Annotated in this window: 19 protein-coding genes and 1 pseudogene; 10 read left to right on the top strand and 10 right to left on the bottom strand. The window is 33.1% G+C overall.

Annotation, left to right across the window (positions count from 1 at the left end):
- Positions 1-57: 57 nt before the first annotated feature.
- The gene (locus FEM21_RS13180) at positions 58-1065 is read right to left on the bottom strand and encodes a LacI family DNA-binding transcriptional regulator (RefSeq protein WP_035661165.1); all 1008 of its coding nucleotides are present in this window, start codon (positions 1063-1065) and stop codon (positions 58-60) included.
- 112 nt (positions 1066-1177) lie between these two features.
- Entirely contained in the window at positions 1178-1546 is a 369-nt protein-coding gene (locus tag FEM21_RS13175) for an MmcQ/YjbR family DNA-binding protein (protein ID WP_035661162.1), read from the bottom strand.
- Positions 1547-1744: 198 nt separating this feature from the next.
- On the opposite strand from FEM21_RS13175, the gene FEM21_RS13170 reads away from it, so the two are divergent.
- The 6 genes from FEM21_RS13170 (at position 1745) to FEM21_RS13145 (ending at position 11039) form a co-directional block, all read left to right on the top strand.
- Positions 1745-2344 (top strand): RNA polymerase sigma-70 factor, encoded by a 600-nt coding sequence (locus tag FEM21_RS13170; RefSeq protein WP_035661158.1) that lies wholly within the window; start codon positions 1745-1747, stop codon positions 2342-2344.
- Positions 2345-2412: 68 nt separating this feature from the next.
- Entirely contained in the window at positions 2413-3516 is a 1104-nt protein-coding gene (locus FEM21_RS13165; RefSeq protein ID WP_035661156.1) for a FecR family protein, read from the top strand.
- A gap of 13 nt (positions 3517-3529) precedes the next feature.
- Positions 3530-6892, top strand: a complete 3363-nt coding sequence (locus FEM21_RS13160; RefSeq protein WP_035661153.1) for a SusC/RagA family TonB-linked outer membrane protein — start codon at positions 3530-3532, stop codon at positions 6890-6892.
- Positions 6893-6895: 3 nt separating this feature from the next.
- Positions 6896-8380, top strand: coding sequence for a RagB/SusD family nutrient uptake outer membrane protein (locus tag FEM21_RS13155; protein ID WP_035661150.1), 1485 nt, complete (start codon positions 6896-6898; stop codon positions 8378-8380).
- The gene (locus FEM21_RS13150) at positions 8367-9842 is read left to right on the top strand and encodes a hypothetical protein (protein ID WP_035661146.1); all 1476 of its coding nucleotides are present in this window, start codon (positions 8367-8369) and stop codon (positions 9840-9842) included. Before FEM21_RS13155 ends, FEM21_RS13150 begins: the two co-directional genes overlap by 14 nt.
- Positions 9843-9890: 48 nt before the next feature.
- Positions 9891-11039, top strand: a complete 1149-nt coding sequence (locus tag FEM21_RS13145; RefSeq protein WP_035661144.1) for a cytochrome-c peroxidase — start codon at positions 9891-9893, stop codon at positions 11037-11039.
- A 159-nt stretch (positions 11040-11198) separates the two neighbouring features.
- Here FEM21_RS13145 and FEM21_RS13140 read toward each other — a convergent pair whose 3' ends face one another.
- The 4 genes from FEM21_RS13140 to FEM21_RS13125 form a co-directional block, all read right to left on the bottom strand.
- Positions 11199-12377, bottom strand: a complete 1179-nt coding sequence (locus FEM21_RS13140) for an acyl-CoA dehydrogenase family protein (protein ID WP_035661141.1) — start codon at positions 12375-12377, stop codon at positions 11199-11201.
- A 124-nt stretch (positions 12378-12501) separates the two neighbouring features.
- Positions 12502-13209 (bottom strand): tRNA1(Val) (adenine(37)-N6)-methyltransferase, encoded by a 708-nt coding sequence (locus FEM21_RS13135; RefSeq protein WP_035661139.1) that lies wholly within the window; start codon positions 13207-13209, stop codon positions 12502-12504.
- A 78-nt stretch (positions 13210-13287) separates the two neighbouring features.
- Positions 13288-13812 (bottom strand): ribosome maturation factor RimM, encoded by a 525-nt coding sequence (gene rimM / locus FEM21_RS13130; protein WP_035661136.1) that lies wholly within the window; start codon positions 13810-13812, stop codon positions 13288-13290.
- Between the two features lie 14 nt (positions 13813-13826).
- Positions 13827-14384, bottom strand: a complete 558-nt coding sequence (locus FEM21_RS13125; RefSeq protein WP_035661133.1) for a 30S ribosomal protein S16 — start codon at positions 14382-14384, stop codon at positions 13827-13829.
- Positions 14385-14581: 197 nt separating this feature from the next.
- On the opposite strand from FEM21_RS13125, the gene FEM21_RS13120 reads away from it, so the two are divergent.
- Positions 14582-15061, top strand: a complete 480-nt coding sequence (locus FEM21_RS13120; RefSeq protein ID WP_035661130.1) for a DUF6252 family protein — start codon at positions 14582-14584, stop codon at positions 15059-15061.
- Between the two features lie 157 nt (positions 15062-15218).
- Positions 15219-15563, top strand: coding sequence for an RNA recognition motif domain-containing protein (locus FEM21_RS13115; protein WP_035661128.1), 345 nt, complete (start codon positions 15219-15221; stop codon positions 15561-15563).
- A gap of 96 nt (positions 15564-15659) precedes the next feature.
- Here the strand turns inward: FEM21_RS13115 and leuB are convergent, their stop codons facing one another.
- The 4 genes from leuB to leuC form a co-directional block, all read right to left on the bottom strand.
- Complete coding sequence (leuB, locus tag FEM21_RS13110; protein ID WP_035661126.1) at positions 15660-16715, bottom strand: 3-isopropylmalate dehydrogenase; 1056 nt, start codon at positions 16713-16715, stop codon at positions 15660-15662.
- Between the two features lie 35 nt (positions 16716-16750).
- On the bottom strand, positions 16751-18274 hold the full coding sequence (locus FEM21_RS13105) for an alpha-isopropylmalate synthase regulatory domain-containing protein (protein ID WP_035661123.1): 1524 nt from the start codon (positions 18272-18274) through the stop codon (positions 16751-16753).
- A 142-nt stretch (positions 18275-18416) separates the two neighbouring features.
- Positions 18417-19013, bottom strand: coding sequence for a 3-isopropylmalate dehydratase small subunit (leuD, locus tag FEM21_RS13100; RefSeq protein WP_035661120.1), 597 nt, complete (start codon positions 19011-19013; stop codon positions 18417-18419).
- Between the two features lie 126 nt (positions 19014-19139).
- Complete coding sequence (gene leuC, locus FEM21_RS13095) at positions 19140-20534, bottom strand: 3-isopropylmalate dehydratase large subunit (protein ID WP_035661116.1); 1395 nt, start codon at positions 20532-20534, stop codon at positions 19140-19142.
- A gap of 757 nt (positions 20535-21291) precedes the next feature.
- Here leuC and FEM21_RS16315 point away from each other — a divergent pair.
- Both FEM21_RS16315 and FEM21_RS13085 read left to right on the top strand, forming a co-directional pair.
- Positions 21292-22440 carry a tetratricopeptide repeat protein gene (locus tag FEM21_RS16315; RefSeq protein WP_152547411.1) on the top strand — a complete coding sequence of 383 codons (1149 nt, stop codon included), beginning with the start codon at positions 21292-21294 and terminating at the stop codon, positions 22438-22440.
- Between the two features lie 817 nt (positions 22441-23257).
- Positions 23258-25612, top strand: a pseudogene (locus tag FEM21_RS13085) (SprB repeat-containing protein); the annotation flags it as partial.

Raw genomic sequence — 25612 nt, 5'->3', positions numbered from 1 at the left:
ATTTTTTTTACTTCTGACCCATAAATGTAAACGTTTACATTTTTGGGTTAAAAAAAACTACTCAATAGGAGTAGTTGATTTTCTGAGCATTAACTCAGTATCTAATATTACTTTTTCTTTTTTATTACTAGGATTTAAAATTCGCTCATACAGCATTTCGGCTGCTTTTCGTCCCATATCAAAACCTGGCTGACGTACGGCTGTTAATGGCGGATTTAACGAAATGGACCATGGCATATCATCAAATCCTACAATCGAAATTTCTTCCGGAATATTTATATTTCTGCCATGAATTGCTTCCAGAGCTCCTAATGTCAATAGATTATTTCCTGAAAAAATAGCCGATGGGCGTTCTTCTAAATCCAGAATCCTATTAGCAAGTTCAAATCCACTTTTATAATCAGTATTTCTTACAAAAATTAGACTCTCGTCAAATGGAACTCCGTATTTACTTAATGCTCTTTTATAACCGGCCAAACGATCAATATAAGTTGGAATTTTAAAATTTCCCGAAATAAACGCAATACGTCTATGTCCAATACTTAAAAGATGATCAATAGCTTTAAAAGCACCTTCATCATTATCTACCTTTACAATATCAACATCAACTTCTGTCAATCCCCTGTCTATACAAACAACTGCAATATTTTTTTTAACCAGATTTTCAACTCCTTTATCTCTTCCGTGAATTGGAGCAACAATTAATCCGTCAATATTCTCTGATTGTAAAATGTCAAGATATAATTTTTCTTTTTTCTCGTCCTGTCCAAAATTGCCAATCATAACAGCAAAATTGTTTTGATAAGCGTAATCTTCGACACCTCTAACAACATCAACGAAAAATGGATTTTGAATATCAGGAATTACTAAGCCCAGCAATTTTGTTTTGCTTTTAGTACTTCTTAAACGTTGTGCAACGCGATTGGGTTTATATTCTAAAGCAGTTATCGAAGCCTGAACTTTAAGCATAGTCTCTTTGCTTACCTTAGGATCGTTATTAATGACCCTAGATACTGTGGCTATAGAAACCTTAGAATGTTCAGCGACTGCTTTTAGATTTGACAAAATGATAAATGTAAACGTTTACATCACAAATATGATGAATTAAATTTTAACTTACAAACTTTATTAACTTTTATTTTAGAGTATTACAAAAATTAACTTAAAAAGAATAAAATCAATCTAAATTTAAAATCTCTTGCTGGTTTTTTTTAGTCAAACTATTAAAAACCAAATCATAAGAGAGGTCGATCATTTGCTTCAAAAATGAATCTGAAATACTATTATTTATTGTAACAGTATTCCAATGATTTTTATTCATATGAAAACTTGGCTGTATCGCTTCAAATTCAGCCCTCCATTCTTTAGCTAAATCAGGATTACATTTTAAATTCACTGACGGATTTCCCAGTTCCCATTGCTTTAGTGATGACAAAGCAAACATCTTAGCTCCAACTTTAAAAACTAAAGTATCCTGATCAAAAGGGAAATGTTCAGTCACTCCTTTTTTCGAAAGACAATATTCATAAAAAGTTTCTAAATTCATATTTTCGCTTTTACAGATTATCGAATGTACCTAAAATTAATTTTTAAACATATAATGATAATAACAAAAATACTACTAAAAGCTTATGATTGCTTTTTAGAATGTAAAAAACAATCAATAATTTAGAACTAATTTAAATAACATTTATATTTGCAGCACTTTTAAATAGCTTATCTCTATCCAAAGTATTTTACTTCAATGATAATAAAAAACGACCTTGAATCAATACACTTTGAATCTTTCAAAAAAGGAGATCAGGGAGCGTTTGCCTATTTTTATGATTGTTATTTTAAAAAAATTCAGGCTTTTAGTATTTCATTTATTTATGACAAGGAAGAAGCCGAAAATGTAACTCAGGAAGCTTTTTTGCACCTATGGGAAAACAGAGATACCATTGAATCCATTAACGGAATTACTTCTTTTTTATATACTTATACCAAATCTAAATGCCTAAATATCATCAGGCATAATAAAGTTAAAGATCGTTTTAAAGATGATATTCTTAATCAAAAAGAAAAAGAATTAGATACAGAAATCCTGAATTCGATTTCATTTGATACTTTAGAAATTTCCGAATTAGAGCATTTAATTAACGGTTCGATAAGTAATCTTCCGCCTAAAACACGAGAAGTTTTTATAAAAAAACGTTTCGAACAGAAAAAAAATGTAGAAATAGCCGAAGAAATGCAAGTTACTCTAAAAGCTGTAGAAGCCCATATGACAAAGGCTTTGAAGCTTTTAAGAAATAGTTTATCGGACTATCTGACTCTAATTTTACTTTTTATTTATAATAATTAAAAATAGAACATAGGGTTTTTTAGGGTTCAGGTGTACTTACTAAAGAGCCCTTATAAAAAACTCAAAATATGATATCTGATTTAATTTATAAATACCTGTCTAACGAAGCTACAGAACAAGAAGTGCAAAGACTTTTTGAATGGATTGAAGCCTCAGAAGAGAATAAAAAGTATTTTATAAATGCTAAAAAAACCTGGGCACTAGCTTCGCTTTCAAAAACAACTACAAGCGATGCTGCTCCTGTAATTAAGATCCAGCGAAAAAGAAACTTTATTTCTTGTTTTAAATATGCCGCTGTATTTTTAGTTTTTGCAGGATTAGCCAAACTAGCTTTCGATTTCAATGAAAAAACAAAACTGTCAAAAGAAATCGTCTTAGAATTAGGCAATGGACAATCAGAATATTTTGTTGAGAACAACGAAACACAATTATTGAATGCTAATGGTGATTTAGTAGCAAAAAAATTCCCTAATCAAATTATTTATTTCGGTAAAGTAAATGATGATAAAATAGTTTACAACACGCTTAAAGTGCCTTACGGAAAAAGATTCAAACTGACACTTTCTGACGGAACTATTGTAAATATCAACTCGGGAAGTACATTACGCTATCCGGAGCAATTTGGAATCAAAGGAAAAAGAACTGTTTACTTAACCGGAGAAGCTTTTTTTGAAGTTGCTAAAGACAAAGAACATCCTTTTATTGTAAACGCTAATCAGGTTGACATTAAAGTTCTGGGAACAAAATTCAATGTAAGTGCTTATCCTGAAAATCCAACTGTAAATAGTACGCTTGTTGAAGGAAGCATTCAAATGTTTGAAACTAAAAATGAATCGAATGCCATCATATTAAAGCCAGACCAAATGGCGACTTGGCACAACAATTCGAAAACAATTACAACAAAAGTAATCGATACAGGTTTTTATACCGCCTGGATACAAGGAGAACTTGCTTTTAAAGATACCCCATTTTCTACAATTGCTAAAATAATCCAACGTACCTACGACGTTGAAATTATCAATGAAAATTCTGATTTGGCCAGACAGAATTTCACTGGTACTATTAAAATTAGCGAATCAAGTGTCGAAAACATTTTAGAACTTCTAAAACGTGACACACCCTTTAATTATTCTATTAATAAAAACACTATCAGAATTACAAATCTTCCATAACCCTAGTTAAAATATGACTTCTTTTATACCTTTTCATTTGAGGAAAACATTGTTTTTCTTAGCCCTGCTTATATCTAATTTTAAAGGATTTTCGCAAACTAAAAACATTACATTACATGTAAAAAACAAACCTATAAGTCTAATTATCAAATCGATTGAAGAGCAAACTGATTTTAGAATCATTTATAATGCTCGAAAAATTGATGCTGATCAATTAGCAGATGTTAATGTTTCCAACGCCACATTAGAAACTGTATTAACGCAGTTGTTAAAGGGAAAAAACATTTCGTTTTACATTCAAAAAAAGCAGGTTTTATTAACCAATACAACTTCAGCTGAAACCGTAAAATCACAGTCTCAAAATAAAGAAAGATATCTAAGAGGAACTGTATTTAGTGCGAAAAGCAAACTGCCTCTTGCTGCAGCAACCGTTCGTATAAAAGGTACGCGAATGGGAGCCATTACTGATGCTAATGGAAAATTTATATATGATTTAGAAGGAAACAACAGCAATTCTATTGAACTGGAAGTAGAATATCTGGGAATGCAAACGCAGACTCAAAAAGTAGAAAACAAAACCGAATTTGTATTTTATCTTGAAGAAGCTATAGACGAATTAGATCAGGTGGTAATTACTTCTTCTTATGGAACTAAAAAATTAAAAGAAGAAATCGTAGGAAGTATTTCTACTATAAATGCTAAAGATATTCCGGTTCAACAAGCATCTGAAAGTATTGACAAAATGCTTGAAGGACAAATTGCAGGTGTTTTAATCGAAAACACTTCCGGAGTTGGTGGGCCTGTAAAAATTAACATTCGTGGACAGGGAACTTTAAAATCACTAACCAATTCTATTTTAGGAACATCTACCCAACCATTGATTATTATTGATGGTGTAATTATGAGTGAACAATCAGGAATTGATCATCCCTATTTTGATGGCGGGCGACTGGCAGAAGGATTATCGAATCCTCTGGCTATGATTTCTACTGATAATATTGAAGACTTCACTGTTCTTAAAGATGCTGCGGCAGTAGGTATTTATGGAGCGGATGGAGCTAATGGTGTTATTTTAATTACAACTAAAAAAGGAAAACAAGGAAAAACCAAATTTACATTTTCTAATCAATTGGGAATTTCTTCAGCTGTTAATCAAATTAAATATTTAAGCGGAGAACAATATACTGAACTTAGAAATGATTATTTAAAAAATACTTCTCCGGGTACAGCATTACTTCCTTATAATGGAGTAAATACTAATTGGTTTGACTTATTAAACAAAACGGGAATTTATAATAAATATAATTTTAGTGTTTCAGGAGCAGGTTCAAAATTTTCTTATCGTACTAATTTAGGTTATTTAAATATTGATGAACCTCAAGTGGGTAATACAACAAAACAGCTTAATGCAGGGATTAATTTAGGATACAACCATTCGAAGTGGAATGTAAATTTATCTCTAAACCCAAGTTTCATTAAAAAAGATGCCCCAAATACGTTTTATGATTTTGTTTATATACCAACTATTTCTCCTTATAACGAAGATGGAAGTTATTCTAATGTAGGAGTCTCTGGTGGTAACACAGGAGGAAACCCATTAGCTGCCATTGAACAAAATAGAAACAGAACTACTACATCGAGCATTTTAGGAAGTTTTAATTTAGGCTATGAACTAAATAAGAACATTAAATTTTCAACCTTATTTGGTTTAGATTATGTAGATAAAGAACAGGATCGTTGGTTTTCGGGTGAAAATGAAAGTGGACAAAACAACGGAACATTTGTATTAGACGGAGTTACTTATCCAAACTCAGGAAGAAGGCTTTTTAATAACAGGAACTCAACCAGATGGAACTGGCAAGGACAAGTTTTATTTGACAAAGAAATTAATAAGAATAATAAAATTGATGGAGTTTTAGGATTTGAACTTTCTGAAGAAAAAGGCAAATTTAATTATGCATCGGCATCAGGTTTTGTAAACCCAAATGTGATTCATAATGTTGAGGAATCATTACAAGATGATAATCCGGAAACTCCTAATATAGATGAAACTTTAGGAAGACAAGTAAGAGGAGCTGAAATAAGCAATGCTTCCAGAGTTTCTGCATTTGCTCAGGTAAACTACAATTATAAAAAAAGATATTACGCCCTGGCTAATATTAGACGCGATGAAAGTTCTGTTTTTGGAACAGATTCTAATGTAGCTTTAAATAGTGGAGTTGGTTTAGCATGGATACTTAGTAACGAAGATTTTCTTAATACAAGTTCCTGGGTAGATTTCTTAAAGTTTAAAATTAGTTATGGATCAACGGGTAATTCCAGAATTGGTTCTTATCGATCTAAAGGATTATATACTATCTCTCAAAATGGATATAATGGCTACTTAGACGCAAGACCAAGCGTAGCTCCAAACGGAAATTTAAGTTGGGAAAAAAATCTAAAGTTCAATACCGGATTAGATTTTAATGTTTTTAATACTGTAGAACTTTCGTTAGAATATTACTATGATAGTTTGTCTGATTTGATTGCTTCTCGTGATATTCCAACAGAAAACGGATATAGTTCCGTTCAGTTAAATGCATCGAGTATGTACAATAAAGGATTTGAATTTTCAACCAGAATTAAATGGTTTCAAAAAGGAAAATTCAAATGGACTTCTTCTTTTAACATTGCTACTGTAGATAATAAAGTAACTGATTTAGTAGGCTTAGGAAGCGATTATTCTGAAGCAAATTTAGCTCTGGCTCAAAAAATAGGCTTCAGCACTACCACTATTTGGGGAGTAAACTGGGTAGGTGTAGATCCGGCAACAGGACGTGATTTAATTAGAAAAGACGGTCAGGTTTATGATGCAGCAACTTACAACGAACTATTTACCAAAGCTGACTGGGTACCAATTGGCAATACACAACCAAAAGCAAATGGAGGTTTTAGTAATCGTTTTTCATTTAATAATAGTATTAGCTTATCGATTACCGGTGCTTTTCAATGGGGTGGAGACCGATTAATCTCAGATGAAATAATTTCTAAATCTAGAAATACATCAAACAGAAATATGTCGGTTAATGCTTTTGATTATTGGAGAAATCCAGGAGACATGGTATCTCAGCCAGCTCCTTCTAATAATACGCTCTTAGCTAATATGAGTAAATATGTTTATGATGCTACTTATATAAAAATCAGCAATGTTAATTTAAGTTATAATCTTCCTATAAAGAAAACATTTTTTGATACAGTCACCATTTTTGCCGATGTATCGAATCTATTGTATTGGTACAGAGAAAAAAGCCCATCAGGAATGAATGGCATACGAGAATTTAGTTTCAACTATCCGCAGGCTAGAACTATTTCATGCGGAATTAATACCCGTTTTTAAAAGATGAAAAATTTCAATAATAAAACCCTAATTTCATTTTCCGTCTTATTTATTTTGATTGGATTATTGCAATCTTGTAGTGATTTCCTGGAACAAGAGCCGGGAACACAAGTATCAATTACGGAACAGCTGGGAACCAAACAAGGTGTAATGACTGCTTTAAATGGTTTATATTCTGATGTAGAAGTTAATGTAAGAGGAGAACGTTTTGCAGTTTATGCTGATTTACAAGGTGGTAATATAAAATTTACACCTTCAACAACTTCAAGTTCTTTAGGACAAATTAATATTCCTACCAATATAGCAAATGTTTATTCTTTTGATGATCAATCAGATGCTTCAAATTATGCTATTTTTTACAGTGAAAGTTATGACATCATCAATCAAGCCAATTTAATTTTAGAGTTTACTGATGCCTTAACTGATGCAACCCAAGAAGAAAAAAATCAACTTAAAGCCGAAGCTTTAAGCATTAGAGCTTATACACATTTTTTATTGAGCGAAGTATATAGCCAGAATTATGGCTATACCTCTGATGCTTCTCATAAGGGAATTGTTTACAACACACAATCAATCACTAAAGGAATTCAATATCCTGCCCGCGAAACAGCTGCAAATACTTATTCCTTAATTATAAAAGACATAACTGATGCTTTAAGTTTATATTCAGATAATTTAGTTTTAAGTGGTCCTGTTTATTCTTTTTTTAACAAAACCAATACAAAAGCTTTACTGGCAAGAGTCTATTTATCTAAAAAAGATTATAAAAATGCCTATGAAACTGCCAATGATGTAATTACAAATTCGGGAGTGAGCTTAGTAAATTCGGCTAATTATATTTCAGAATGGGAAAAACCAGACCTTCCTATTTCCGAAATTCTGTTAGAATTTAGTATTCCTAAAGGTAATGATGGAACAGTTGGAGGATCTTTATCAACTTTTTTTGGTTATACTTCTTCAACTGTTTATGGAAGATATGTAGCCTCACAAGATTTATTGGATCTATATGAAACGAACGATATTAGAAAACAGTTGTTTTTAACACAATCGATTTCCACTTTAATCGATTCGAAAAAAGATCCCCGAAATTATTATTTCACTAAAAAATTTCAAGGAAATCCAGGATATGTTGCTTTTAGATTAAGTGAGCAGTATTTAATTCGTGCCGAAGCAGCCTTAGGATTAGACAACCCTAATTTAGAGCAGGCAAAATCAGACATTAACACTATTAGAGCGAGAGCTAATGCCACATTATTAAACGATACAAATAATCTTGCCGAAGTAGTGTTTTTAGAGCGAAGAAAAGAATTGTGTTTTGAAGGACATTTATTCTTTGATATAGCCAGAAATCATAAAAGTGTTTCTCGAAATGATGGCTGTATTTCCCTTAGCTGCAACATGACATATCCGTCTTTAAAATTTGTATTGCCAATACCTCGCGCCAATCTTAATGTTAATCCAAACTTAGAAAAAAATGAATCGTATTAAAATTATATCCGTATTAAGTATTGTTATAGCAATAATTGTTTCTTGCTCTAAAGATGATTATAAATTAGATACGAAAAGTGTAGATCCTTTTGTTCGTTTTAATTTTTTAACTACATCAGCAGGCGTTCCTTTAGAGTATCCGGCTGTAAGTACCACTCGTATTCCCGTAACTACTTATGAAAATAAATCGATTAAAACTTTAAAAATCCCTGTTGCTTTAAGTTCGCCAACTTTAAAAGAAGATGTTCGGGTTAATTTTAGTACAGTAACTTCAGGAGACACAAATGTTTTTAGTATTGAGCCAACTAACGAATTATTGTTTGGAGGAAATAAACTAACGGATACTATTTTTGTTTCTTTTGATAAAAGATGGACTAAAAAAGATTCAATTACATTAAAACTGGAAGGTGTTTCGGATTCTAATATTCATATTGGAAATTTGAACACTTCAGCTGCAAATGATAATTTCACTATTAACTTAGGTGATTTAAAAACGACCTATTCTTTTCCTGTAAATCAATTGACCTTGAAAGGTGAAGTAGGTGAAAAAATCGATTTCAAAGTCAATTTTTCTAATGGATTTATTCCATCTGAAATTGAAAACCTTCCTATTTTTAATTTTTCAAACGGATTTGATTATTCATTGACACATGATGATTATGGAGACAACAGAAACTCAATAACCTATCACTTAACTCTTTTAGAAAACCTTAAAAATGATGATTTTAGATATGAAACTAAAATAGGACTAATTGATAATGTAAACTATACAAAAGCCGGGAATTCTATTTTACGAATTGTAAAACCTACAAAAATACCACGTGATATTCAAACAAATCCTGCTTCAAATTTTTCTAATCTTGCAACGCCTTTCTATCTAACCTATCTTGAACAATGGTTTGATAAAAGTGGTACATGTGCTTGGCAACCTTCTACTACTTTAACATTTCCTGTTATAGTTGATAAAGATGCTGAAAATGCTATTCAATATAGTGGACAAAATACAGCAGATACTTCTGACGATGTTTATATTGATGCTTTCAAAATAGGTTTCAATACAGCTACAGGAGACAACACAGTTAATTCTTTTGCTCTAAAAAGATGGATTACCGGTGCTAATTCTAAAGCAGACATCTCTCCAGGATTTAATATTACTTCTGCTTTAGAATTTTTCCCTGAAAATGGAAATAGCAAAACTAGTGGAAAAGTCCTTGTAATTCCACAAGATATAACAATTGGTATAAGCAAAGAAAAGAACCATATAATTGCCATCGAAGGCGAAGGAACCTATAAGGAAACCAGTCCAGGTTTATTTGAAATTGCTTTTGAATTAAAATTAACAAATGAAGCTCTTTTTAAAGGTACTGTTTCTACGCAATACCGAATGTATAATTATAAAGCTTATACCAAACCAACACCTTTAAATATTAATTGTCCAAAACCTGAACCAATTAATCTTTGATAAAAAACTCAAGAACTTACAAGAATATTAAAAAATGAATTTCTAATTATGAAATTAAAAAACATAGCTTTTCTAATTTTATTCCTAATAAGTTTAACCGCTTATAAAAGTGTAGAACAACCAGACTATATTGATATTCAGGAATTACGAAAAGTATATTCCAGTGGTGATTCATCAAAATGGCCTGCTGCTGAATTACATGAGAGTATCGATAAATCTAAATTTCAGGATATTGGAGTGCTGCCTGCTGTTCCCTATCCTGATTATAATCCGTATTCTAAGAAAAAGGAAAGTTTAGGGAAACTTTTATTTTTTGATCCAAGATTATCCCGTAGCGGACAAATTGCCTGTGCTTCCTGTCATAATCCTGAATTAGGCTGGACGGATAATTTAACACGCTCTTTTGGTCACGATCGCCAAACAGGAAAACGTAATTCAATGACCATTCTGAATTCCGCTTACGCTACTTCTTTATTTTGGGATGGTCGTGCTAAAAGTTTAGAAGATCAGGCGCAATTTCCGGTAAGTGATCCATTGGAAATGAATGAAAAACTAACCATTGCTGTAGATAAAATTGCTAAAATAAAAGGCTACAGACCGCTTTTTGAAGCTGCTTTTGGAGATAAAAAAGTATCTCTCGAGCGCATTCAGTATGCCATTGCAACTTTCGAAAGATCAATAAACAGTCCAAAAAGCAAATTTGACAATTTCGTTAGCGGAAAATCAGAAGCATTTACCGATGCTCAGGTAAAAGGTTTACATTTGTTTAGAACCAAAGCCCAATGTATCAATTGTCACAACACGCCTTATTTTAGCGACAATCAGTTTCATAATGACGGGCAGACTTTATTTGGTACCAAAAATGAAGATTTTGGACGCTATAATGTTACTAAAGATGTAAAAGACATTGGTAAATTTAGAACCCCAACTTTGAGAGAAGTTGTCAATACAAAACCGTGGATGCATCATGGTCATTTCCCAACTTTGCTGGATGTTGTAGAATTGTATAATTTAGGAAATCCAGCACCTATTCAGAAAAAATATTTAGGGACAGTACGAGATTCTCTAATTCCAAAACCAGACCCTTTACTTAAAAAACTAAATTTAAGCAAAGAAGAAATGAGTGATTTATTAGCTTTTATCGAAACATTAAGCACACCTACAAGAAGAATCATGATTCCTGAACTTCCTAAATAGTTGATGCCTTTTTTTAGCTTTTATAATATGTAGCTAAAAGTAAAAACTGTTTTTGAAATCTTGAACCATTAAGAGCTTAATGAACTTAAATCTCTTAATGGTTCAATAAAAATGCACTATTTTAGATTCCTGTAATACTAAATAGTAGATGGTATTATTCTATTTAAAGGCCGAAATTCCGGTAATATCCATTCCGGTAATCAATAAATGAATATCGTGAGTTCCTTCATAAGTAATCACCGATTCCAGATTCATCATGTGACGCATAATCGAATATTCGCCCGAAATTCCCATTCCGCCTAATATTTGTCTTGCTTCACGAGCAATTTGAATCGCCATATTGACATTATTTCTTTTTGCCATCGATATTTGTGCCGAAGTGGCTTTTCCTTCGTTTCTCAAAACTCCTAATCGCCAGGTTAGTAATTGAGCTTTAGTAATTTCGGTAATCATTTCGGCTAATTTTTTCTGTTGCAGCTGCATTCCGGCAATGGGTTTATCAAATTGAATTCGTTCCTTCGCATAACGTAAAGCCGTGTCATAACAATCCATTGCAGCTCCAATAGCGCCCCAGGCAATTCCGTATCGAGCGGAATCCAGACAGCCTAACGGTGCACCTAATCCGGATTTATTTGGCAACAAATTCTCTTTTGGTACCTTGACATTATCAAAAATCAATTCACCTGTCGCCGAAGCACGAAGTGACCATTTATTATGTGTTTCAGGAGTCGAAAAACCTTCCATGCCACGTTCTACAATTAAACCATGAATTCTTTCGTTTTCATCTTTTGCCCAAACCACCGCAATATCTGCAAAAGGCGCATTCGAAATCCACATTTTAGCACCATTTAACAAATAATGATCGCCCTTATCCTTAAAATGAGTAATCATACTTCCGGGATCAGAACCATAATTAGGTTCGGTCAGGCCAAAACAGCCCATCCATTCTCCCGAAGCCAGTTTGGGTAAATATTTCAAACGTTGTTCTTCGCTGCCATATTTCCAAATAGGATACATTACTAACGAAGACTGCACCGAAGCCGTAGAACGCACACCCGAATCACCTCTTTCAATTTCCTGCATAATCAAGCCATACGAAATTTGGTCCAATCCGGCACCGCCATATTCAGTGGGAATATAAGGTCCAAAAGCACCAATATCAGCCAAACCTTTAATGATTTGTTTAGGAAATTCCGCTTTTTGAGCATAATCTTCGATGATAGGAGAAACTTCACGTTTGACCCACTCGCGTGCGGCATCTCGAACTAGTTTATGTTCGTCCGTCAATAATTCGTCTAAGTTGTAATAATCCGGAGCTTGGAATAAATCTGGTTTCATGATTACTGCTTTTATGGAATTTAATAATGTACCTAATTGTAAGGCATATCATAAATTTACACAAAGCAAGTTAACCAATGATGAAAAAAGGAGTTAAATTTTGATAAAATGAAAAGTTTATCGATTACATCTTCAAATAGAAATCTTTCGTCAAAGCGATATATTCCGGAGTATAAATATGTCTTTCGGTTTCGATAATTAATTCATCAACAAGGAAATCTGTAATTTCATTTCGGCTAAAAGCCAAAAGACTGCGTTTAATTTCAGAAGCTGGAGTTCCTTTTACCCGGGTAATTTTTAACGGATATAATTCGTATTCATTGGCAAGAGCCAAAAACTTCTCTTCTTCTTTGAAAGGAATAATTACGGAGAAAATACCGTTTTCTGATAGCAATAAATCTGCAGCTTCAATGAGTTCGTCAAAAGGCATGGCATCCTGAAAACGTGCCAAATCCCGTTGCTCACTATTCGATTTATAATCCTCAGAAAAAAAGGGAGGATTAGAAACGATTACATCATACTCATCTTCTGGTTCTTCCACAAATTCGTCTAAACCTGCGTGAAAACAAAACAAGCGATCATTCCAAGGAGAATTTTCAAAATTATCTGTGGCTTGTTCATAACCTTCTTCATCGATTTCTAAAGCATCAATTTGTTCAGCACCACTTCGCTGAGCCAGCATCAAAGCAATAATTCCGGTTCCGGTTCCAATATCTAAAATACTAAACGGATTATTATTTATAGGAGTCCAGGCACCAAGTAAAACACCATCGGTCCCTACTTTCATAGCACATCGATCCTGATGAATAGAGAATTGTTTGAATGAAAACATAAAGATTTCAGATTGAAAATTTGATTTCAGATTTTCATCGATTTACCGAATAAACAAATAACCGATTAAACCTTTTTACTAAAGATACATCTCTACTAACCCTTCAGGTAAATCCATGATGATTTTTTTGTTTTCACGATCAACTTTGATCAGGAAATGGTCAATCATTGGAATCAGGATTTCGGTACCGTCTTTTAAAACTTCAAAAAGTGGCTGTGCAGTAGTATCGTTGATAGACTGAATTTCACCAACAATTCCTAAACGTTTGTCTTCTACTTCAAAACCTATTACTTCGTGAAAATAGAATTTATTACCGGAAAGTTTCGGTAACATTTTTAATGGAAGATATAAATCACTTCCTAACAAAGCTTCAGCTTCTTCCTCAGTAGTTACATCTTCAAAACGCATTCTGAGAAAATCATTTTTGTGCATTGAACTACTTTCAATAAAAAAAGGAACCAAGTGTTTGTTGCGTTCAACAAACACTGATTCCAAGTTTTCGTATAACTCAGGTTCATCTGTGTCTAAATAAGCCAAGATTTCTCCTTTGAAACTAAATTTTTTAGCGATTTTACCTAAATAGAAACAATCTTCTTTACGCATTTTCGCTGATAAAATTAAGCTTGAGCTTCTTCGTTGTTTTCTTCTTCAGTAGCAGCTTCTTCAGCAACAACTTCAGTTTCTTCTTCTACAGCAGGAGTTGCAGCAGCAATAGCATCAGCTTCAGCTTGTGCAGCAGCAGCGATACGTTTAGCGTTTACTTCTTGTTCTGCTTTTAAAGCTTTAGCTCTAGCATCAGCTTGCGCTTTTGATAAACCGTCTTTTTTAGCATCAACTTTTCCAGCTTTAGCCTCTAACCAAGCAGCTAATTTTGCATCAGCTTGCTCTTGAGTCAAAGCACCTTTACGAACTCCTCCATCAAGGTGGTGTTTCAATAAAGCTCCTTTGTAAGAAAGAATTGCTTTAGCAGTATCAGTTGGCTGAGCACCATTGTGTAACCATTTTACAGCGCTATCTAAGTTTAATTCGATAGTTGCAGGGTTTGTGTTTGGATTGTAAGTACCGATTTTCTCTAAGTATTTACCATCTCTTTTTGAGCGAGCATCTGCTGCTACAACCCAGTAAAACGGTTTTTGTTTTTTACCGTGTCTTTGTAATCTAATTTTTACTGACATAATCTTTATGATTAAATTTTGAGGTACACGACCTCGATTAATTAAGGCTGCAAAGATAGATTATTTTTTCACACGTCCAACATTAATTTAGTATTTTGATATATAATTATTTAGCTCCTTTTTAAACTCTTTTTTTGAAGCAACCAAATGATTTTAGCTATAATAGTTTATTTTTGTTTATAAATTTCTTATTTATTATGAAAAAGCTTCTTTTGTTGTTAGCAGTACTTTTTTCTTTATTTTCCTGTGAGGAAAATGTAAAGTTCAATAATCCTTCTTTTCAGGGAACAAAAGACAATGTTTTTTGGAGAGCCACACAAACTACAGCAAGAGTCAATTCGGGAGGAACATTAGTCATGGAAGCTTATACTGCAACAGAAATTGTTACTTTAAAAACAAGTTCGGCTGCGCAGGGAACTTATTTTATTGGCACAACTCCAACCAGTACTGCAAGCTATGTTTATACTGACCCTATTACTAAAGAAAGTATTACTTATTCATCTGGTTTTGGAGTTGGCGACGGTCAAATTGTAATTACCGAATACAATCAGGTGGACAAAACTATTTCAGGAACTTTTAAATTTAATTTAGAAAATACTTTTAACGATCCTTTAGCAGCGCCTACTTTAAACTTTCAAAATGGAGTCTTTTACAAAATCCCCGTTACAATCAATTAAGCCAAAACCTGCGTAATGCATAGGTTTCTAAATTATTTTATTCTGTTTCGAAAATTAATTTAGAGTTCCTTTTTAATAACAATATAAATAAGCTTATTTATAGTGCGTTATAAGAAAATAAGACTACATTTGTGAGAACTATTATAAATAAGTATATATGAATATTTTTGTTGGAAGCCTTCCATTCAGTATTGAGGAAGCAGATTTAAGAGAGTCTTTTGAGGCTTACGGAGCAGTAGATTCAGTTAAGATTATTACTGATAAATTTACTGGAAGAAGCAAAGGATTTGGTTTTGTTGAAATGCCAAATGACGCAGAAGCTCAAAAAGCAATTGATGAATTGAACGGAGCTGTCGTTTCAGGACGCACAATTGTGGTTAACAAATCTGAGCCAAAACCAGAAGGCGAAAGAAGAAGTTACAATAACAACCGTGGTGGAGATTCTCGTGGTGGTTATGGTAACAACCGTGGTGGAGACCGTGGAAACAGAGGAGGATATTAATATTTTTTCTTTATATACAAAAAGGGGACAATTTACATTGTCCCCTTTTTTATTTCCTCTCCCTCCGCCCGAGGGAACTAAAAGTGGATTTTATTTTTAGATATTAGCAGCTAACCAGTCACCAACTTCTTTAGTTCCGTAAGCTTTACCTCCATTAGCTAAATCTTCAGTAACAACTCCAGCTTCTAAAGCTTTGTTTACAGCATCTCTCATTGCTTTTCCTTCTTCAGCTAATCCGAAGTTTTCAAACATCATAGCAGCAGATAAAACAGTAGCCATTGGGTTAGCAATGTTTAATCCTGTTGCTTGTGGGTAAGAACCGTGGATAGGTTCGAATAAAGATACTTCAGCTCCCATAGATGCAGATGGCATTAATCCCATAGATCCTGAAATTACAGAGGCCTCGTCAGTTAAGATATCTCCAAATAAGTTTTCAGTAATCAATACGTCATAAGAGTTTGGCCATTGAACTAAACGCATAGCAACTGCATCAACAAATTCGTAGCTTACTTCAACTTCTGGATAATCTTTTTCCATTGCCTGAACAGTTTCTCTCCATAAACGTGATGTTTCTAAAACATTAGCTTTATCAACACAACATAATTTTTTAGAACGTGTCATTGCTAATTCGAAACCTTTTTTAGCTAAACGCTGTACTTCTTCTCTTGTGTAAACACAGTTATCGTAAGCAGTATCTCCGTTATCTTTTCTTCCTTTTTCACCAAAGTAAATTCCGCCTGTTAATTCTCTTAAGAAAACTAAATCAGTTCCTTCGATTCTTTCTCTTTTTAATGGAGATTTATCTAATAAAGAAGGGAATGTAAATGTAGGACGTACATTAGCAAACAATCCTAATTTTTTACGCATTTTTAACAAACCTTGTTCTGGTCTTACAGGCGCAGAAGGATCATTATCGTATTTAGGGTGACCAATAGCTCCAAAAAGAACTGCATCAGCATTTTTACAAACTTCATGTGTTGAATCCGGATAAGGCTCACCTACTGCATCAATGGCAGCAGCTCCTGTTAAAGCTGGTTTCCAAGTGATTTCGTGTCCAAATTTTTGTGCAACTGCATCTGATACTTTTACTGCCTGATCAATTACTTCCGGTCCGATTCCGTCCCCTGCTAAAAGTGCGATATTTAACTTCATTATTTTATATTTATATTAATTTATTATTTTCTAATTTAAACTGCGATTACATTCAACATTTTTTGGGTTGCAATAATAGCTGCTACTGTTTGGTCAGAATCTAAACCTCTGGTTTTAAATTCTTTTCCATCGTTTACCCAGGTAATAATGGTTTCGCATAAAGCATCTGAACTACTTCCCGGAGGAATTCTTACTGCATAATCAGTAAGTTTAGGTAAAGTCATTTTTTTAGTCTTATAAATTTTTGTCAAAGCATTCATAAAAGCATCAAACTGACCATCTCCCTGAGCGTGTTCTTCAATAATTTGCCCATCAATTTTCAAACAAATCGTTGTTGAAGGACGCATTCCTTTTGCATGAGATAATAAATACGACTCAACTGTTATTTTTTCCTGATACGTATGACTATCCAGTACATCCGAAATGATATAAGGCAAATCTTCTTTAGTTACGGTTTCTTTTTTATCGCCTAATTCGATAATTCTTTGGGTAACCAATTTTAAATCTTCCTGATTTAGTTGCAATCCTAATTCCTGAAGATTTTTTTCAATATTTGCTTTTCCGGAAGTTTTCCCTAAAGCATATTTTCTTTTTCTTCCAAAGCGCTCTGGAAGTAAATCATTAAAATACAAATTGTTTTTATTGTCTCCATCAGCATGAATACCAGCCGTTTGAGTAAAAACATTATCACCTACAATAGGTTTGTTAGCAGGAATTCTATATCCTGTAAAAGTTTCAACCAATTTACTAACAGAAAACAAAGAGGTTTCTTTTACACCAATTTCAATTTCCGGCATAAAATCATTAATTACAGCAACTGTACTGGCTAAAGGCGCATTTCCGGCGCGTTCTCCCATTCCGTTTACGGTAACGTGCAATCCATGAACACCCGCTTTTAGAGCCTCCATAACATTGGCAACACTTAAATCGTAATCGTTGTGAGCATGGAAATCAAAATGAATATTTGGATGTTTTTGAGTTATCTCTGAAATAAACTGAAACGTTTCAGACGGAATAAGTACTCCTAAAGTATCTGGAAGTAATATTCTTTTTACTCCTTGTGTACTAATAAAATCCAAATATTGGTGCACGTATTCCGAAGAATTACGCATACCATTACTCCAATCTTCCAAATACACATTGGTAGCAATTCCGTTTTCATTTGCTAAGGCAATAGCTTCCCCAATTTCAGCGAAATGTTGTTCCGGTGTTTTTTTTAATTGATGTGTAAGATGATTAAGCGAACCTTTAGTCAAAAGATTTTGAACCTTAGCTCCTGATTTTTTCATCCATTCAATAGAAAGCCCTTTATCAACAAAAGTTAATACTTCTATTTTATCGGCATAGCCTTTAGCTTCTGCCCAGCTCATAATTCCTTTAACACCCTCAAATTCTCCCTCACTTACACGAGCCGAAGCAATTTCGATGCGATCAACCTGTAACTCTTCTAATAATAATTGGGCAATGGTTAATTTTTCTGCAGCAGAAAATGATACTCCTGAGGTTTGTTCACCATCACGAAGTGTCGTATCCATTATTTCAATTTTTCTTTTTCCCATTATAAATTTTGATGCTAAAAAAAGGTTCTGATTTCAGTATTTTGAAATCATTTTATTGTGTGTTTTATAAACGGTAAAAGCAGCTGCTAATAATTCAGTGAAGAATGTTTTAGCAGCTGCATTTATATATTGTAATTATATTTTAGTAAGGAAGTTTGTCAGCAAAACTTACAATTTCTTCTTTTACACTTTGTAAATAATCAATATCATCAAAACCATTGATCATATTGTTCTTTTTATATCCGTTGATATCAAAAGATTCTTTTTCGCCAGTACTTAACAAAGTAATTGTTTGCTCTGGTAAGTTGATTTCTAATTCTGTTTTAGGATCAGCTTCGATAGCAGCAAAGATTTTCTCTGAAAATTCAGGAGAAACTTGTACCGGTAAAACTCCGATGTTTAAACAGTTTCCTTTAAAGATATCAGCAAAGAAAGAAGAAACTACAGCGCGGAATCCGTAATCATAAACTGCCCATGCAGCATGCTCACGAGAAGAACCTGAACCAAAGTTTTTTCCACCTACAAGGATTTTTCCGCTGTAAGTTGGATTGTTTAATACGAAATCAGTTTTTGGAGTATCGTCTCCATTGTATCTCCAGTCTCTGAAAAGATTATCTCCAAAACCTTCACGTTTTGTAGCTTTCAAGAAACGAGCCGGAATAATTTGATCCGTATCTACGTTCTCAATAGGTAGTGGCACTGCACTACTGGTAAGTATATTAAATTTATCGTATGCCATTTTAATTTAGATTTTAGATTTCAGAATTCAGATTTTAGATTATCTATTAAAAGAAACAAATCATGAATATTAAAATCTTTTTATTTTTTAATTCTTTTTGAAATTGTTATTGCTGTTAAAATTCAATTACAACAAATCTCTTGGGTCAGTTAATTTTCCTGTAACTGCTGCTGCTGCTGCCATAATAGGAGAAGCCAACAATGTTCTTGAACCAGGACCTTGACGACCTTCAAAGTTTCTGTTAGAAGTACTTACTGCATATTTTCCAGCAGGTACCTTGTCATCATTCATCGCTAAACAAGCTGAACAACCTGGCTGACGTAATACAAATCCAGCTTCAGTAAGAATATCTAAAATTCCTTCTTCTTTAATTTGTGCTTCAACAACGTGAGAACCCGGAACTAACCAAGCAGTAACGTTATCTGCTTTTTTACGACCTTTTACAATTTCAGCAAAAGCTCTAAAATCTTCGATACGACCATTAGTACAACTTCCTAAGAAAACATAATCAATTGGTTTACCAATCATTACATCATCTTCCTCAAAGCCCATGTAAGCTAATGATTTTTTGTAAGTTTCCTCACCTCCTTCTACTTCTTTAGCAGATGGAATATGTTTAGTGATACCAATTCCCATTCCAGGATTTGTACCGTAAGTAATCATTGGCTCGATATCCTCAGCTTTAATATTTAACTCAGCGTCAAATACTGCATCCGGATCCGTTTTTAAAGTTTTCCAATATTCTACTGCTTTTGTCCAAGCTTCACCTTTTGGTGCGTATAATCTTCCTTCTAAGAAATCAAATGTAGTTTGGTCAGGAGCAATCATTCCTCCACGAGCACCCATTTCGATACTTAAGTTACAAACAGTCATACGACCTTCCATAGTCATTTCTTCGAATACATTTCCTGCATATTCAGCAAAATAACCTGTTCCTCCAGATGTTGTTAATTGAGCAATAATATAAAGAGCAACGTCTTTTGGCCCCACACCTTTGCTTAATTTTCCGTTTACATTAATACGCATTTTTTTAGGTTTCGGCTGCATAATACATTGAGTAGAAAGAACCATTTCTACTTCAGAAGTACCAATTCCAAAAGCAATAGCACCAAAAGCACCATGAGTAGAAGTATGTGAATCTCCACATACAATTGTAGAACCAGGTAAAGTAATTCCATTCTCAGGACCTACTACGTGTACAATTCCATTTTTTTGATGACCTAATCCCCAGTGAGAGATACCATATTCAGCTGCGTTAGTTTCTAATGCTTTTAACTGATTAGCAGATAAAGCATCTTCAACAGGCAAGTGTTGGTTAATAGTAGGTGTATTGTGATCGGCTGTTGCAAATGTACGTTCAGGATATAATACTGAAACGCCTCTTGATTTCAATCCTAAGAAAGCCACAGGACTTGTTACTTCGTGAATGAAATGACGATCAATAAAAAACACATCTGGTCCGTCTTCAATTTTACGCACAACATGCGAATCCCATACTTTGTCAAATAATGTCTTGCTCATTTTTTAGTTTTTTTTAGTGTATTTCTGTCTTTTGCACTGCCCTATTTTGCAACAAGGTGGTAACAAGGACGCAAAAGTATAAAAATGAAATCATGTATTCAATTAATATTATCGATTATATACGATACCCAAACTATATTAATAAGATTATGTTCTTTTATTTTTCTTAGTTGTGTTTTAGAGAGTTAGTTTTTTATTTCTAATTTTCGCTCTAAAACTTACTTTTTTTAACAACATAGAATCTCATTTATATTTTATGAATTTTTATACATTTTGAGAGAATTACATTGTTTTGTTTAACAAAACATTAAATGTTTACTTAAAAACAAAAAAATCAATAAGATTTTATTACCATTTAAACCTCTGATATTATCTTCTTTTTTTTCGAAAAAACAGAATCGAATATTTTTTTTAAAGGAACATTATTCCAATAAAATATTACGACAACCAAAAGAATAAGAAAGTCAAATTGAAACGCTACTTTATAATCATTTTATATTAAATAACTTTCAATCAATAGTATTTTCATCTAATTCAAAACAATCATTATAAGCAGATTAAATGAAATATATTTTCATTTCTTTTAGAAGAGAACTATCTTTGTACTTTAATTCTCAATCAATTCTCACAACACTGATTATTAGTTGTTTTCCCCAAGAAACAATATAATTTTCTACTTGTTCGATTAAAACTCAAATGCCCCAGATAATAGTACCTACACAAGTTAAAAGCATAAAAATACTTTTACAGTATAATCATGAAAAAAAACATTACACTAGTACTATTCATAATTTTGAGTACGCTATATTCCTTTACCGGTTATAGCCAGACAAATAGTGGCTACAGTAATATAGAAACTAAAAACGTTCTCTACTATAAAGTGGAAGAGATTGTAAAAATGACTTTTGGCGGCACCACCACACATTACACTGTGTCAGACCTAAGCCTTATCAGTAAAGTAAATTTAGGCCCTGATAATATCAGGATTATTACACCTATATATAAAGACAAAAACTTTAGAAAAAAAAGCTATTATATCGAAACCAGAAATCTACAAAAGGATTCTGCAAAAACACAAGAGCCAACACATCTTGTAGAAATCAAAATTGATAATAGCAATATTGTTATTCCCGAAAACACAAAAATGGAGAAAATTTCATTAGCATTGGCTATTGATAAATTAACCTCTCAGGAAAAGGAAACAAACAATACAAAGAAAAAAAACATTCTGAGTACAGATAATTCGAATACAAATCCTGAAAAAAATCAAAGAGCAATAAACTCTTCCCGAATTACGGATAATATAAAAAATACCGAAAAATCAGAAGTAAAAAATATTGTTGCAGCGTCAATTACTAAAAAGAAAATTAACAGCGCGCAAAATCTAGATCCAAATAATCCTTTCAGAGTCATAAATAAGAGCGAAAACATTCAAAAAACTGAAGATATCGTAGTTTCCAATACAAAAGCTAAAATTCCTGAAATTCAAAAACCAAAAGAAATCACCACAGTTCCAGTTGAAAACAAAAAAACTGAAGAAAAGAAAACCAACACAGCCTCATTAGCAACTAACAATAACAATTCGACAACAGAAGAACCAACTCTTTCAAAAGAAGAAGAACCTAAATCAGAAGTAAAAAATTACGTTTCGATAAACGTTGTTGATGTTTACGAAAGAGTTGCTCAAAAAGGATACAAATCAACTTACATGTTCAAGGAAATGGCCAATAGTTACTTCTTTAAAAACCAAATGGACAAAGCCGTAAAATGGTACGGTGAATTATTCGCAATGACCTCAGAACTGGAACCCATCTACTATTACCGTTACGGAGAAGCATTGAAAAAGACCGGAAACCTTCAAAAAGGGAATGCTATGATTGAAAAATTCAATAAATTGGTGGAATAATTTTCTTTTTTCAAATACAATAAATGTTTTTTTCTTTCTAAGTTATACTACATTAATTCTTTTCCCTTACATAAACCACTTAGTCAATTTTTAAATTCTGTAAGATAAAATCAAAAAAAAACCACATAAAAATCAATACAAAAGTAGAATAGAATCTTATATTTTTTTAGATACTTAGACAGAAAAACATGTTTAACAATATTTTTCTTAGCAAAATATAATTCAAATAAAATGATTAAAATTACTAATTCAACAACAAAAACAATTAAATGTAGCTAAAAAATATTTTATATATAACAATAAAGCTTGTTTTGTGTTTTTTTATCAAATTAACCACCTTTCATATTCCCTTATTAATATTTTGTTAATTTAGTCATCATTATTTAAAATGTACAAATTGCTAAACATTTTAACCATATAGTCCTTTTATTTTCATATTATAATTAATGTAACAAATTAAAACCAACTGCTTATGATTAAATAAATACTCTTCACAGATAGCTGCTTAATGAAGCAGAATATCAAATCCCTAAATCTACTTTTTACTTCTTTATGAATTTAATTCATTGAATGAAATTATTTTTTAATAATAATTTTATGTTAGCTTGAGTGTTTCTTTTTTTAATTAACGACTCTTGTTGCATATTAATTATATAAAAAAATACTTATATTTTAAATAATTTTATGTAAGAGGTAATGACTATGAAGTTTAGGGAGTACTTAAATTACCAAAACTTAAATTTAATACTATTTTATGAGTAAAATTAAACTCCAAATAAGACTATTTTTATGGCTCTTCTTTTTCTTATTAATATCGATGCAAAACATAGTAGCACAAACATGCTCCGATATTGGTACGACAAGAGTTGATATTGAAACTACTAATCTGAATTCTGGTTATCCTGAGGTATCTAAATTGGGAAACAACATCCTAGTAAGCTACTTAGATACAGATACATGGGAAACAAAAAACAAGATTGTAAATGAAAATGGGAGTGTATCCGATATGCTTTCCACTTCAATCAGTCCAAGTACGAATGATAATTCAGACACTGTAATTTATAAAGGTTTGTCTAATGGAAATGTATTGGTTTACTGGTATTCCTCATCATCGGGAACCGGATTCACAGATGCTTATTTCAAAATAATTAATTCCTCTGGAATACAAATTGTAGGACCAACTAAAATAAATACTCTTGCAGGTTCATTGAATCGTTTTGTAGAATCTGAACAGTTATCAAATGGAAATATCGTTTTTACTTGGGCAACGGGTGGACAAGATTATTCTATGAGAAGATTTACTCAGACAGGTATAGCAGTAGATACTAATCAAATATCATTAACAAGCCTTGCCGGACTTACAGGACAGTCTCAATATGCTTATAAAATAGCGGCGAACTCAAATGGTAAATTCATGATTTTGATTGATTACTACAGTTTGGTTTATAAGGCTATGATTTTCAATAATGATGCAACAACTCCTATTCAGGTTAATGGTGCTAATTCTTTTACAGCAGCAACTGCGGGTATATCTGGACAACATGTGGATAAAATTCCAAATATAGTAGCACTTCCTAATAATAAATTTTTATTAGCATATCAAATTCAAACAGGAACAGGGACTGAAACAAGAAGTTTAGCATTGAAAGTTTATAATGAGGATGGCTCAGTTGCGGTTGACCAAAAAGTAATTAGACAACTTTATTCCTGGGGAGCAATTTATAAACCGGTAGTTACTCCTACTGGCTTTTATTTATCATCTGTGTATAATGACCTCGGATATGGACCTGGTTTAGGAGCAAAATCTTTTCTTGAAAAATATGACTTCGACTGCAACTTAATATCTGATCTTTCTAACTGTTTTTCTGGTTTAGATGAATATGCGACTGTGCTTCCTTTTAATGATACAAATGATAATTTGGGTTTTTTGATTAATAATACTGAGGGAACTGCAAATTATAATATATGGATATTAAGAAATGTTACTTCATGTACACCACCTACCATAACCGGAAACCCTTCTAACCGATCTATTTGCGCTGGAAGCGATACCACATTTTCTAGTACAGCTACAGGAGCAACAGCTTATCAATGGCAGGTAAACTCGGGTTCAGGTTTTACGAATATTACTAATGGTAGCACTTATTCGAATGCCACAACAAACACTTTAACAATTACAGGAGCAACTGCCAGCATGAATGGTTATCTATATCGTTGCGTAGCTAAGGATGGTTCTTGTATAACGAATTCTAATTCAGGAACATTAAATGTTTCTAATATTACTTCATCTACTGCAAAAAATGATGTACTTTGTTTTGGGAATTCGACTGGTTCTGCTGCTGTTTCTCCAAGTGGAGGAATTGGTTCTTATACTTACAGTTGGTCACCTTCAGGAGGTACGGCTTCCATCGCAACTGGTCTAGCTGCAGGAACTTACACTGTAACAATTACGGACGCCATTGGTTGTCAAATTACTAAAACAATAATAATTAATCAGCCCGCTTCTGCTTTAAGTGCAGCTACAGGAGGAGGAAAAACAAATGTTTCTTGTAATGGAGGCTCAAACGGTACAGCTACAGTTGCTCCAACAGGAGGTACACCAGGATATACCTATTCTTGGGCTCCATCAGGAGGTACTGCTGCTACAGCAACTGGTTTAGCAGTAGGTGTATATACTTGTACTGTTACTGATGCAAATAATTGTCAAACTACAAGAAGTTTCACAATTACGCAACCATCCGCTTTAAACACTACAGCAGGAAGTAAAACAGATGTTTCTTGTAATGGAGGTTCGAATGGTACTGCAACGGTTTCTCCAACAGGAGGAACTCCATCGTATACCTATTCTTGGGCTCCATCAGGAGGTACTGCTGCTACAGCAACTGGACTTGCAGCAGGAACTTATACTGTAACAGTAACTGATGCAAACGGATGTCAGGGCACAAAGTCTTTCACAATTACGCAACCATCCGCTTTAAACACTACAGCAGGAAGCAAAACAGATGTTTCTTGTAATGGAGGTTCGAATGGTACTGCAACGGTTTCTCCAACAGGAGGAACTCCTTCCTATACCTATTCTTGGGCTCCGTCAGGAGGTACTGCTGCTACAGCTACAGGTTTAGCTGCAGGAACTTATACTTGTACAATAACCGATGCTAATGGATGTCAGGGT

Origin of the sequence: Flavobacterium seoulense (genome assembly GCF_000695795.1) — a bacterium.
Lineage (GTDB): Bacteria > Bacteroidota > Bacteroidia > Flavobacteriales > Flavobacteriaceae > Flavobacterium > Flavobacterium seoulense.
The sequence above is the reverse complement of the archived record's forward strand: the minus strand, read 5'-3'. Positions and strand labels throughout refer to the sequence as shown.

What these genes read in the sequence shown, in the direction of transcription:
- FEM21_RS13160 (WP_035661153.1), top strand. Translation starts at nt 3,530, where the DNA reads ATGACTTCTTTTATACCTTTTCATTTGAGGAAAACATTGTTTTTCTTA.
- FEM21_RS13175 (WP_035661162.1), bottom strand. Translation starts at nt 1,546, where the DNA reads ATGAATTTAGAAACTTTTTATGAATATTGTCTTTCGAAAAAAGGAGTG.
- FEM21_RS13125 (WP_035661133.1), bottom strand. Translation starts at nt 14,384, where the DNA reads ATGTCAGTAAAAATTAGATTACAAAGACACGGTAAAAAACAAAAACCG.
- FEM21_RS13135 (WP_035661139.1), bottom strand. Translation starts at nt 13,209, where the DNA reads ATGTTTTCATTCAAACAATTCTCTATTCATCAGGATCGATGTGCTATG.
- FEM21_RS13170 (WP_035661158.1), top strand. Translation starts at nt 1,745, where the DNA reads ATGATAATAAAAAACGACCTTGAATCAATACACTTTGAATCTTTCAAA.
- FEM21_RS16315 (WP_152547411.1), top strand. Translation starts at nt 21,292, where the DNA reads ATGAAAAAAAACATTACACTAGTACTATTCATAATTTTGAGTACGCTA.
- FEM21_RS13145 (WP_035661144.1), top strand. Translation starts at nt 9,891, where the DNA reads ATGAAATTAAAAAACATAGCTTTTCTAATTTTATTCCTAATAAGTTTA.
- FEM21_RS13165 (WP_035661156.1), top strand. Translation starts at nt 2,413, where the DNA reads ATGATATCTGATTTAATTTATAAATACCTGTCTAACGAAGCTACAGAA.
- FEM21_RS13105 (WP_035661123.1), bottom strand. Translation starts at nt 18,274, where the DNA reads ATGGGAAAAAGAAAAATTGAAATAATGGATACGACACTTCGTGATGGT.
- leuB (WP_035661126.1), bottom strand. Translation starts at nt 16,715, where the DNA reads ATGAAGTTAAATATCGCACTTTTAGCAGGGGACGGAATCGGACCGGAA.
- leuD (WP_035661120.1), bottom strand. Translation starts at nt 19,013, where the DNA reads ATGGCATACGATAAATTTAATATACTTACCAGTAGTGCAGTGCCACTA.
- FEM21_RS13140 (WP_035661141.1), bottom strand. Translation starts at nt 12,377, where the DNA reads ATGAAACCAGATTTATTCCAAGCTCCGGATTATTACAACTTAGACGAA.
- FEM21_RS13120 (WP_035661130.1), top strand. Translation starts at nt 14,582, where the DNA reads ATGAAAAAGCTTCTTTTGTTGTTAGCAGTACTTTTTTCTTTATTTTCC.
- FEM21_RS13115 (WP_035661128.1), top strand. Translation starts at nt 15,219, where the DNA reads ATGAATATTTTTGTTGGAAGCCTTCCATTCAGTATTGAGGAAGCAGAT.
- rimM (WP_035661136.1), bottom strand. Translation starts at nt 13,812, where the DNA reads ATGCGTAAAGAAGATTGTTTCTATTTAGGTAAAATCGCTAAAAAATTT.
- leuC (WP_035661116.1), bottom strand. Translation starts at nt 20,534, where the DNA reads ATGAGCAAGACATTATTTGACAAAGTATGGGATTCGCATGTTGTGCGT.
- FEM21_RS13155 (WP_035661150.1), top strand. Translation starts at nt 6,896, where the DNA reads ATGAAAAATTTCAATAATAAAACCCTAATTTCATTTTCCGTCTTATTT.
- FEM21_RS13150 (WP_035661146.1), top strand. Translation starts at nt 8,367, where the DNA reads ATGAATCGTATTAAAATTATATCCGTATTAAGTATTGTTATAGCAATA.